Origin of the sequence: Synechococcus sp. H55.2 (assembly GCF_047462495.1) — a bacterium.
Classification (GTDB): domain Bacteria; phylum Cyanobacteriota; class Cyanobacteriia; order Thermostichales; family Thermostichaceae; genus Thermostichus.
Map to the genome: position 1 here is coordinate 1 of NZ_JANSJH010000081.1, position 11405 is coordinate 11405.

The 11405-nt window shown below is 61.3% G+C and carries 10 protein-coding genes; 8 read left to right on the forward strand and 2 right to left on the reverse strand.

Going from position 1 to position 11405, the window contains the following annotated elements:
• The first annotated feature begins 75 nt into the window (after window positions 1-75).
• The 5 genes from tsaB (at window position 76) to NW844_RS09855 (ending at window position 5361) form a co-directional block, all read left to right on the forward strand.
• Window positions 76-750: a tRNA (adenosine(37)-N6)-threonylcarbamoyltransferase complex dimerization subunit type 1 TsaB gene (gene tsaB / locus NW844_RS09835; protein ID WP_414335239.1), complete on the forward strand. Its 675-nt coding sequence runs from the start codon at window positions 76-78 to the stop codon at window positions 748-750.
• A 45-nt stretch (window positions 751-795) separates the two neighbouring features.
• Entirely contained in the window at window positions 796-1353 is a 558-nt protein-coding gene (gene efp / locus NW844_RS09840) for an elongation factor P (protein ID WP_414335241.1), read from the forward strand.
• 63 nt (window positions 1354-1416) lie between these two features.
• Window positions 1417-1878, forward strand: a complete 462-nt coding sequence (gene accB, locus NW844_RS09845; protein WP_414335243.1) for an acetyl-CoA carboxylase biotin carboxyl carrier protein — start codon at window positions 1417-1419, stop codon at window positions 1876-1878.
• A gap of 94 nt (window positions 1879-1972) precedes the next feature.
• A complete protein-coding gene (locus tag NW844_RS09850) occupies window positions 1973-4285 on the forward strand; it encodes a hypothetical protein (RefSeq protein WP_414335245.1) in 2313 nt (770 codons plus the stop codon).
• 20 nt (window positions 4286-4305) lie between these two features.
• Window positions 4306-5361 (forward strand): DNA polymerase III subunit delta', encoded by a 1056-nt coding sequence (locus NW844_RS09855; protein ID WP_414335247.1) that lies wholly within the window; start codon window positions 4306-4308, stop codon window positions 5359-5361.
• On the opposite strand, the gene NW844_RS09860 is transcribed toward NW844_RS09855, so the two are convergent.
• Together NW844_RS09860 and NW844_RS09865 are read right to left on the reverse strand one after the other, a co-directional pair.
• Complete coding sequence (locus NW844_RS09860; protein WP_414335248.1) at window positions 5345-6604, reverse strand: ATP phosphoribosyltransferase regulatory subunit; 1260 nt, start codon at window positions 6602-6604, stop codon at window positions 5345-5347. The two genes, NW844_RS09855 and NW844_RS09860, sit on opposite strands and share 17 nt — an antisense overlap.
• 15 nt (window positions 6605-6619) lie before the next feature.
• Window positions 6620-7690 carry an isochorismatase gene (locus NW844_RS09865; RefSeq protein WP_414335250.1) on the reverse strand — a complete coding sequence of 357 codons (1071 nt, stop codon included), beginning with the start codon at window positions 7688-7690 and terminating at the stop codon, window positions 6620-6622.
• Window positions 7691-7994: 304 nt separating this feature from the next.
• Here NW844_RS09865 and NW844_RS09870 point away from each other — a divergent pair, with 304 nt between their 5' ends.
• From NW844_RS09870 to rpsD, 3 genes are all read left to right on the forward strand, one after another.
• Window positions 7995-9362: a nicotinate phosphoribosyltransferase gene (locus NW844_RS09870; RefSeq protein WP_414335252.1), complete on the forward strand. Its 1368-nt coding sequence runs from the start codon at window positions 7995-7997 to the stop codon at window positions 9360-9362.
• A gap of 125 nt (window positions 9363-9487) precedes the next feature.
• Window positions 9488-10624 carry a GDP-mannose 4,6-dehydratase gene (gene gmd, locus NW844_RS09875; protein WP_414335254.1) on the forward strand — a complete coding sequence of 379 codons (1137 nt, stop codon included), beginning with the start codon at window positions 9488-9490 and terminating at the stop codon, window positions 10622-10624.
• 158 nt (window positions 10625-10782) lie between these two features.
• Window positions 10783-11394, forward strand: coding sequence for a 30S ribosomal protein S4 (gene rpsD, locus NW844_RS09880; protein ID WP_414335255.1), 612 nt, complete (start codon window positions 10783-10785; stop codon window positions 11392-11394).
• Window positions 11395-11405 lie beyond the last annotated feature (11 nt).

Sequence of the window (11405 nt, forward strand, 5' to 3'; positions counted from 1 at the left end):
GCGCGAAGATTGACAACACAACCTTAAAACATCCGTTAAGTTCTGTCAACTGGCTCATTGATCCTGAGAGAGGCCATGTCTCTTCCCCGCTGGATTTTAGGGATCCACACCACCACGCCGGTTTTGGGCTTGGCCCTGCTGCCGTTGGAGCCGGAGCTGGGAGAAACCCGCATTCTGAGCCGGTGGCTGGATCGGGAGATGGCAGCGCAGTTACACCCTTGCCTGAAGGAGTTCTTGGCCGGGCAGGACTGGTCGCAGGTGTCCGGGATCGCGGTCGCTTTGGGGCCGGGCAGCTTTACGGGCAGCCGTTTGGGGGTGAGCGTGGCGCGCCTGCTGGGTCAGCAGTTGCACATCCCAGTGTTTGGCTACTCGGCTTTGGCCGTCCTGGCCCGTCATGCGTGGATCCAGCAGGGATCCCCGGCACAGCCCTTGACGGTGGCGGTGCAGATGGACGCCAAACGGGGAGAGTGGTATGGCGGTGTGTACTGGGTGGGGGCCGAACATCTGGCTGTGGCAGTGGCCGATCAGCTCTGGGCGGAAGCGGCTTGGCAGGCGACTCTCCGAGGGTGGCCGCAGGCCTTATCTGTGGATGCCGCCGATTTTCTGGATCCTGTGCCGGTGGTGGCGTTGGCAGAATTGGCCCACGCCGATTTCCGGGCCGGGTTGCGCCCTCAGTGGCAGGAGGTGCTGCCCATCTATGGTCGTCGTCCCCCCATCGATCCCCAGGTGCTGAATCCGAGTGCCCCCTGATCACGGTAAGATTGGGAAGTCTGAGCAACGGATCCCTCTGCCGACATGATCTCAAGCAACGATTTGCGCCCTGGCGTCTCTGTAGAAATTGACGGAGCTCCCTACAAGGTGATCGAGTTTCTGCACGTGAAACCCGGCAAGGGAGCGGCCTTTGTGCGCACCAAACTCAAAAACATGCAGACCGGCAACGTTGTGGAGAAAACCTTCCGCGCCGGGGAAACCCTGCCGGCGGCCACCATCGAAAAAGTCGAGATGCAATATCTCTACGCAGAGGGGGACAACTTGGTGTTCATGGACATGGAGACCTATGAGCAGGCCCCCATTACTGCCGCCCAAATTGGCTCCGCCGTGAAATACCTGAAAGAAAACATGCAAGTGTCAATCCTGCGTTGGAATGGGCAGGTGATCGATGTGGAGTTGCCCAACACTGTGGTTCTGGAGGTGGTGGAAACCGATCCAGGGGTGAAGGGAGATACCGCAACTGGGGGAACCAAGCCGGCCAAGCTGGAGACCGGTGCTGAGATCCAGGTGCCTTTGTTCATCAAGGTGGGGGAACGGATCCGGGTCGATACCCGCACCGACACCTATCTGGGCCGCGAGTAGCTTCTTCCCCCGGCTTAGGGATTTCCGTTGTGGACAGGTGATGCATCAGGAGTGAGCCTTCCCTTGGATGTTGTCAATTGGCAGGAAATTCGTCTTCTCCTGGCCGCTCTGCAAGAGAGCGATGTAGCCGAACTAACCCTGGAGTACAAAGATTTTCGCCTCACCTTGCGCAAAGGGAGCGCCGAAGCTCCTCCTCCTGCCGCTCCGCCGCTGGCCCCCTCCCCTGCTCCCCCTGCAGAAGCTCCTCCTCCTGAGAGCGCTCCCAAGCCTGCCCCCAGCCACTGGGTAGAGGTGACGGCGCCGATGGTGGGCACCTTCTACAGCGCCCCTGCCCCCGGAGAAACGGATTTCGTCCAGGTTGGCCAACGGGTGAACAAGGGTCAAACTCTCTGCATCATCGAAGCCATGAAGCTGATGAACGAGATAGAGGCCGAAACAGCAGGCGTGGTGAGGGAGATTTTGGTGAGCAACGGCCAGCCGGTCGAATTTGGCCAAGTTTTAATGCGACTGGATCCCACGGGGTAAAGCCAGGGTGGCGCTGCCCTCCCTTGGTGCTTTATCCTGGGGGCAATAAGCTGAAGTGCAGCAGCGACACAGTCTTGAACTGGGAGCCTTCTTGATGCCTCGGCGCTCTTCTTCCCAGAGTGGCTCTACCCCATTCCCCTTTCTGGAGGGGCGGGGTGCTGCTGATGGTGAGGCTGAGTCGAGCTTGCCGCTGGGGCAGCGTTTGCTGCGGGCAGGGCTCATTTCCCAATCCCAGTTGGCCCAGGCCCTGCGGGAGCAGCAGCAAAACCACCTCAAGTTGGGAGAAGTGTGCCTCGAGCACGGCTGGCTCACCCTGCCCGATCTCTACCGCTTTTTGCCCAGCCAGTCCCTTTCTCTGGGGGAGATTTTGGTGGCGCTGGGCCATTTGGATTTCGAGCAGTTGCGGGTTGCTCTGGCCCAACAGCGTCGTTACGGGCGGAAACTGGGGGAGATTCTCGCCTGGAAAGGTTGGGTACAGCCGGCCATTTTGGATCGCGCCTTGGATGTGCAGGTGCAACTGCAACAGATGGCTTCCTCCAATGCGTGGGAGGCGCTGCAGCCTTTTTTGGCCAGGGATCCCCAGCCAACCCCCCAAAGCTCTGCAGCCGGGGATCCTCTCTGGGGGGTGGAGCCGGCTCTGCCCGTACCGGAAGAGGCCAGGATTCGGCCACCCGGGCTTGACTCTGAAGTTGGGGAAGTTCCCGTCTCCAGAACAACAGCCACGGCAGCCCTAGATCCTTTTGCTGATGAGCCTCAACCGGCCACCTTGGCCGACTACCGCAAGCAAGTGGAAGCCTTGCAGCTGCAAATCGAGCTCCAGGAACAGGAATGGGATCGGATCCTGGCCAACATGAATCAGCAGATTGCCGATTTTCAAAGCCAGTATCAACAGCGCATTCAAAAACTGGAAGCCACCATCCGCCTCCAACAAGTGGAGCTCCAGCATCAGGCCACGTTACAGCAGGATTTGCGAGTTTGGCGGGAACAACTGCAACGGCTGGAAACGGAGTTGGCCCTTGTCCGCGCTGCGGAGCAAAAAGCGCAGCGGCAGTTGCAAACCCAGCGAGACTGCTATCAATCCGAATTGGAGCAGTTGCAAGAGCAGATCCAAATTCTGCAGAAACGCCAGTTGGACTCGGTGCCCGGCAGTGTTGTGGCCGACCTACGCGCCCAATTGGAGGCCGCACTTCATCAGATCCAGCAGCTCCGGTCGGAGCGGGATCAGTTGCAGGCCCAACTGGCCCGGCAAGTTGCAGAGTCAGAGGCTGCCCTATCCCCGCATCTGGACGCTTCCCGGCCCGAGCAGGTTGCCACCCCAGAGCAACCGATTGCGGAGCTGAGAGCCGCTGTGCAGAGGTGGCAAGAGCGCTACGCTCAGCTACAGCAAGAGCACGAAACCCAAATGGCGCGGCTTTCCGGCTACGTTCCCCCAGAGCAGGTGGAGAGCTTGCAGGCGCAGCAACAACAACTGCAAGCGGAAGTGGCGCGGTTGATGGCAGCCAACCGTGACTACGAAGCGCACATTGCCCAACTGGAGGAGCAACGGCAGCAGAGCGAAGCTTTGATCCAGCAGCTCAGGGCAGAACAGGCTGAGGCCGAGCAGCGCATTGTCCAACTGGAGGGATCCCTGCAAGCCCGCCAGGAAGCCCTGGAACAGGCTCAGCAGCAACTCAAAAGCATGGGATCCCGCCTCAGCGCCCTCCAACAGCAGCAGGCCAACTTGACGGTGGAGCTGCGAGACGCGCGGGAGCTGCTGGCGGCCTACCGACAGAGCTTGGAGACTTTACAAGAGAACCTCAAAGTTGAGCAGAACCGCAACCGTCTGCTGCAGGTGAGTTACGAACAGCAGAAGCTGATCGCCGAGGCCGCCCAAGCCCAGTTGAGAGCAGCCAACCTCCCAACCGCCAAAGAGGGGCCGGCGCATTCGTCTGGGCCTGCCAGGGGGACGGAGGAGCCCGGGCTCAACGCCGGGGAGCTTCCCGCCAATCCTGAAGACCCGCCGACGGATCCCTTGTTGGCGGAGCTTACCCCGTGGGCCAGGCATCTGTTCCAAAACTTGCAGGAGGCGGGCCTGCTGGATCGGCCCCAGATCGAACACATCCTCAGCCGTTGGCAACAGGCGGGGGGCAAGCTGACGACAGTTATCGGCGAGTGTGCGGGCCTGAAGGCGACCACGATCAAATTCTTTGCCGATGGGGGATATTCGGCCCGGCTGTCGGGGTGCCGCACGCTGGGAGAGTTCCTCAAGGCTGCCGACTTGTTGGCTGCTGAGGTGCTGGAGTTCTTGCCGCCAATGGATGAAGCTTCCCCCCACTGGGGGGATTCCTTGGTGGAGCGGGGGTTGTTGCGACCGGAGACGCTGCAGTATTTCCGCAAGCACTTCCTGTCGGCTCCCGCCAACCGATAACCTCATCCTCTCCTGCTGAGATGATGTTTGGAGTTGCAGCCGCCGAGACCCCTGACCCGGTGAAGGTCTTGCCCCCGCAGCGCATTGTTGGCCAGGAGACGGCAGCGCGGCTGCTGGTGGCGGCGCTGGAGAAGGGGCGGGTGACTTCCAGCTACTGTTTCTTGGGCCCCCAGGGGGTGGGTCGGGGGCTGATGGCCCGGTGGTTTGCCCAGGCACTCCTGTGCGAAGCCAGCTTTGGGATCCCTTGCGGCAAGTGCTCAAGCTGCCGTTGGCTGCTGGCGGGCAACCATCCCGACCTCCATTGGGTCAGCCCCACCTACCTGCACCAGGGCCGTCTGATCCCGGCAGAATCCCCGGAGGCGCAAACTTTGCAGCGGCGCTCGCCACCCCAAATTCGCCTGGAGCAGGTGCAGGGAATAGCTCGCTTTTGTTCCCGTAGGCCGATTCCTGCGAGGACTCCGTCCTGCTTACGCGAACGGCGCTCGGTGGTGGTGCTGGAGGGAGCGGAAACCTTGGCAGAAAGCGCTGCCAATGCCTTGTTGAAAACCCTGGAGGAGCCGGGCCCGGCTCACATCATTCTCATCGCCTCCCAGGCGGCCTCCCTGTTGCCAACCCTGCTGTCCCGCTGCCAGATGGTGCCGTTTCGCCGCCTCAGCCCAGAAGAGGTGGAGCAGGTGTTGAGTGGGTTGGGTTGTCCAGATCTGGCAGGGATCCCCCGATCCGAGCTGATCGCCTTGGCCCAGGGCAGCCCCGGCCTGGCGTTGCTGGCCCAGCAGCACCTGCGGGAGATTCCGCCATCGCTACTGGAGGAACTCAAACGTTGGCCTTGGCACTTTTCTCTTCAGCAGGCGTTGGAACTGGGCAGAGCGGTGGCCGGTTTGGAGCTGCCGGCGCAACTGTGGCTGATCGACTATTTGCAACAGCATTTCAGGCCTACAGCCCCCTATCGCGAGTGGGCGCAGGGATCCCGTCAGGCAATCCAGCAGTTGGAGCGCATTCGCCAACAACTTTTACAACTGGTGCAGCCGCGCCTCTGTTGGGAGGTCAACCTTGCCAGGATTAGGCCGGGTGGGTGATGTGATAGCTGCCGTCGGCCTGCACCCAGGCGATCTCCGGGATCCGACACCGGCGGGCGTAGGCTTCGATCTCTTCGGGGTCCCGATCCAGCAATTCCAGCTCTACTGCTTCTGATGCTCGCCAGCGGGCGGCCAAAGCCAGCGCCGCCGGGATCCCCGCCGGCACCAGGGGCACCACCAACCGCTTGCAGACCATCGCCTCGGTTTGGGGATCAGGGGGCAAGAGCCGCAGCAGCGTATCCGGCAGCAGGGTAAAGCCGATCCCCGGCTGTTCCACTTGCTGAGGGCTGTAGAGGGCATGCAGCCGGTCGTAACGTCCTCCCAAGGCGATGACCTCCCCGGCGGCCACCGCCTGAAAAACGATGCCGGTGTAGTAAGCCAGGGTTTGCAGCAGGCTCAGATCCAGCACCACCTGCACTCCATGATCCTGGAGCACCTGGCAGAGCTGCCGCAGATCCCGCAGCCGCTCAGGCGGCACTGGCAGCCGCGCCAGGTTAGAAAGAACCTGAGCGGGCTGGCCCCGCAGCCCCAGGATTTGCAGGCCAATCTGGCGGGCGGCTTCCGGCAAAGGGGCCGATTCTAGGTAAACGTAGTCGAGCCGGGCAATGGCACGGCGCACCGCCGCTTGAGCCGTGGGGGCAACTGGGCTGAGCAGGCTTTCGGTCAGGCCCACATCGCCCAGCAGCAGCGTCCAAGCGGAGATGCCGACCGAGCGAATGCAATCGGCCAACAGCAGCAGGATCTCGGCATCGGCCAGCCATCCGCCCGCCCCGATCAGCTCCACCCCGGACTGAAAAAACTCCTGGCTGCTGTAGGATCCCTCCTCCCGCCGGCTGTTGCGGAAAACGCTGCCGTGGTAGTAGAGCCGCAGCGGCAAAGGCCCGCCGGCTAGACGGGTGGCCGCCGCCCGCACAAGGGAAGCGGTGAACTCCGGGCGCAGCCCCAGCATCATCCCTTCGCCATCCCGCAGTTGCAGCACCGCCTCGGCGCGGATGGATCCCCCCGCCAGCAGTGTTTCCAGCCGCTCCAGGGTGGGGGTGATGAGGCGCTGGTAGCCGTAGCGGCGAAAAACCTGGGTGAGCTGAGCCTCCAGCCTCTCCCGTCGCTGTACTTCCCGGGGCAGCAAATCGCGGGCGCCGCTGGGGGGGCGCAGGCTGCTGGAAAGGGTGGAAGCAGCTAAGGACTCCGTCCCGCTGACGCGATCGTACACAGGCTGCTCCGGCAGAGTGTCCTGCCGCATCATACTGGATCTGCGGGGTCAGCCGGGATCCCTGGGAAACTCAGGCCACTCCCAGATGGGGTCGGTGGAGCGCACCCGGTGCATCCCGGCGGCGGCAAAGCGGGCGAAGGCCGCCTCCGCCTGCTCGCTGAAATCCACCCCGCCGGGGATCACCACCGCTGAGGTGCAATCTTCCAGAAGATAAACTTTCTTAGCCAGGCTGGGATCCGTGGCTTGGATCTCCTGCAACAGGTCGTTCACCGTCCAGGCCACACAGTGGCTTTTGGCTTGGCCGGCCACGATCAGCGCGTCAAACTGCAACAGGTGGCAGATGAGGGACGCGTTTTTCTCGTCGATGGGATCCCCTTCCGGCCCGGTCAAGACCTCCGGACTGAGCACGGAATAATTTTCTGTCAAGGGGTTGGCTCCCTTGAGCTGCAGGCTGGGCTGGCTGTGGCGGGCCATGCCGTGAAAGAAGATCGCCTCTTCCACCGCCGGCACCAGAGCATGGCCGATCCCTCCCAACATGGAGTGGTAGGGCCAGACGATGAGGGGATATTTGCCCCCTTGCTCCAACTGCTCGGCGTAGTGCAGGGCATAAACCTGCAGCCGCGTCAGATCCCCTTGGGTGAGGTTGGCAGCCATTGCGGGGTTCACCCGCCACCGCCCGCAGCGAATATCGGCTGCCGAAATGGCCGTGGCCGGTTCAGGATGGGCTCCCTGCGCGTCCACCCAAAAGACGGGGTGGAAAATCTGCATGGCTGTGTGGGTGTCGAGGGTGGCGATGATCTGGGTGATGTGGGCCAAGTTGCGATAGATAAACTGACAAAGCCGTCGATTGTCTTCCACCGCACCCAAACCGCTGGAGCCGGCCACAAACAGCTCAAAGCCAGGGATGCAAAAGGTATTCTGCACATCGATCAGCAACAAGCCCACCCGCACCCGATCGGCCTCTGCCGGTGGGATCCCGTGCTCCTTGGCCCAGCGCTCGGCTTCTGCTGCCCGCTGTTGGTAGGGCACCCGCCAGATCTCTCCCACCCGCTCCGGCGCAAAGTGGGGCGGCAGGCCCGCCGGCGCCTCAACAGCTAGCTCCTCTAGCATGGGATTCATGGCGTTCTTCCACTGCAACTTGGCCGACCTCGCACAAGCGCGCTCAGGGTTGACGGGGTCGGGTGGATACTTATGGTTAATCTTACTATAAGTCGGGGCTAGAGTTTTGCCCAGGTGGCCGCTCATGTTCTCGGCTACGTTTGGGTTGGGTGTTTTGTCAAGACTGGTTTTTCCAGTCTTGCGGGGGTTGTGGTGCTGCTTGTGGATCCCTGACAGGCAGGCTTACTTATGGTAGGTTTCACTATAACCTTGGCGGCAACCCGCCGCGTGCTCCCGTCCCCCTCCACCTGCCCTGAGGTTTTTCATGTTGAGCCCTGATTTCTCGTCGTTGCGGCCCCAAGACTATGGTTTGCTGACGGATCTGTACCAGTTCACCATGGCCGCCTGCTATGTGGGGGAAGGGTTAGAGGCTCAGCCTGCTGCCTTTGAGCTGTTTGTGCGGCGGCTGCCCACCGACTATGGCTATCTGATCGCCATGGGGCTCGCCCAGGCAGTGGACTATCTGCAGCAGCTCAGCTTTGCCCCCGAGGCTTTGCAGGCGCTGCGGGAAACGGGCATTTTCGCCGATGCGCCGGAGCGCTTTTGGGATCTGCTGGCCCGCTGCCGGTTTGAGGGAGATGTGTGGGCAGTGCCGGAAGGAACCGCCATTTTCGCCAACCAGCCTCTATTGCGGGTGGAAGCCCCCCTCTGGCAAGCCCAACTGGTGGAGACCTACCTGCTGGCCACCTTGAACTACCAGACCCTGATTGCCACCAAGGCGGCCCGGATGCGGGATGCGGCGGGGGATGAGGCCATTTTGCTGGAGTTCGGCACGCGGCGAGCTTTTGGGCCCCAGGCGGGGCTGTGGGCGGCCCGGGCGGCGCTGGCTGCAGGGTTTAACGCCACTTCCAACGTCTTGGCGGCTCTGAAATTGGGGCGCAAGCCGGCAGGAACCATGGCCCATTCCCTGGTGATGGCCATCGCTGCTCTCTCGGGCGACGAGACCCGCGCCTTTCAATCCTTTCGGCGCTACTTTCCCCAGGCCGCGCTTTTGATCGATACCTACGATCCCATCCAAGGGGCGCGCACGGCAGCCCAACTCTTTGCGGCCACCCATCCGGATCAACTGGGATCGCGCGGGGAAATCGGCGGGGTGCGCATCGACTCCGGAGATTTGGAAGATCTCTCTCGCCGGGTAAAGCAGATTTTGCCCCAGGGAGCGCCGGTGTTTGTCAGCGGCGACCTCGACGAACACGAGATCGAGCGTCTGCATCGCTCCCAAGCTCCCATCAGCGGCTACGGGGTGGGCACCCGCCTGGTGACCGGGGAAGGGGTCAACGGGGTGTACAAATTGGTGGAAATCAACGGGATCCCGGTGGCTAAGGCTTCCTTTGCCAAAGCTACTCTTCCCGGGCGCAAGCAGATCTTTCGCAGCCCTGAGGGAGACTTGTTGGGCCGGTTCGATGAGCCCCCGCCCCCCGGCTACGAACCGCTGTTACGCCAGATCATGCACAGGGGTGTGCTACTGGCTCCCTTGCCAGATCTAGAAGCCATCGCCCGCACCAGCCGCGCTTCTGTGCTGCGCCTACCTCAGGGGGTGCGGCAACTGCGCCAGCCGGATCCCTGGCCCATGGCCCTGACCGCGGCCTTGCAACGGGTAAAAGACCACACCCTCGGTCAGGAATCTGCCTGAGGAAAGGGAGTTTTGCTGCATTATAATGTCTTAGCTTTCAAGTCTCTGCTTCGAGATCTGAGTTTTGCTATTGGACTTGAGCCACTTCGCTGCTTAGACTTTTCCCGCTCTTTGCCCCCAACTCTATGACCCAACGTGCCTTAATTACCGGCATCACCGGACAGGATGGCTCTTATCTGGCCGAGCTGCTGCTGCAGAAAAACTACGAAGTTCACGGCATCATCCGCCGCGCTAGCACTTTCAACACCGACCGCATCGACCACATCTACGTGGATGCCCATGACCCGCAAGCCAGGCTATTTCTCCACTACGGGGATCTCACGGACGGCACCACCCTGCGCCGGATCCTGGAACAGGTGCAGCCGACGGAAGTGTACAACTTGGGGGCCCAATCCCACGTGCGGGTGAGTTTTGATGCGCCGGAATACACCGTCGACGCGGTGGCCATGGGCACGCTGCGTCTTCTAGAGGCCATCCGCGACTACCAACAGCGCACCGGGATCCGGGTGAAGTTTTACCAGGCGGGATCCTCGGAGATGTTCGGCCTGGTGCAGGAGATCCCGCAGAAGGAGACCACCCCCTTCTACCCCCGCAGCCCCTATGCCTGTGCCAAGGTGTACGCCTACTGGCAGACGGTCAACTACCGCGAAGCCTACAATCTGTTCGCCTGCAACGGCATTTTGTTCAACCACGAGAGCCCACGGCGGGGGGAAACCTTTGTAACCCGCAAGATCACCCGCGCCGTCAGCCGCATCGTGGCCGGTAAACAAAGCAAACTGTACCTGGGCAACCTGGATGCTAAGCGAGACTGGGGCTACGCCAAAGACTATGTCGAGGGAATGTGGATGATGCTCCAACAACCCCAGCCGGACGACTATGTGTTGGCTACGGGGGAAACCCACACCGTGCGCGAGTTCGCGGAACGAGCCTTCGCGCTGGTGGGTCTGCCCATTACCTGGAAAGGCTCCGGCCCAGCCGAACAGGGATTGTATAAAGACCAGGTGTTGATCGAGATCGACCCCCGCTACTACCGCCCAACCGAGGTGGATCTGCTGCTGGGGGATGCTTCCAAAGCCAAGCGAGTCCTGGGGTGGGAGCCCAAAGTGAGCTTCCCACAATTGGTGGAGCTAATGGTGCTGGCCGACTTGGAAGCCATCGGCCTGGATCCGGATCCCATCCTAGGGGAACGGCGCACCCTCAACGGCCTGCTCAGCGAAGATCGCGCCTTCATCCGCACCCAACTGGGGGTTCATTACGACTGACAAGAGGGATAAGACGGTCGAGACGGGATCCCAAAAACCGCTTCGTCCCCCTTGCCCAGATCGGGGAGTGAACGCTTAATATAGGAGATCGCCAATTCTTCTAGCTTCCTGAACGTTCGACCCTGGACATCCTTTGCTGATTTCGGAGAACTGCCCGCATGTCCCGCTACACAGGTCCCCGTCTAAAAATTATTCGTCGCTTCGGGGGACTTGATCTGCCCGGTTTGACGCGCAAGCGCCCCAAAAATAACAATCCGCCCGGTATGCATGGCGCCGAGCGCAAGAAAAAGTCTGAGTATGCCATTCGCCTAGAAGAAAAGCAGAAGGTGCGCTTCAACTATGGGCTAAGCGAACGGCAGATGATCCGCTACATGCGCAAGGCACGGCGCTCCAAGGGATCCACCGGCTTGGCCCTGTTGCAGATGCTGGAAATGCGGTTGGATTGCATCGTGTTTCGTCTGGGCATGGCTCCCACCATCCCGGCAGCTCGACAGTTGGTGAGCCACGGCCACATAGAGGTTAACGGCCAAAAGGTCACCATTCCCAGCTATGGCTGCAAAGTGGGGGACGTGATTACGGTCAGAAACAAGGAATCTTCCCGCAAGCTGGTAGCCGCCTACGCAGAGTATCCGGGTCTGTTTCTACCTGACTACCTGGAGTTTGACAAAGAAAAGCTGCGCGGACGCATCAAAGAACTGCCCCCCCGCGAGCAAATTTGCGCTCCGGTCAACGAGCTTTTGGTGGTTGAGTTCTATTCCCGTAAGCTCTAAGGATCCCTTTT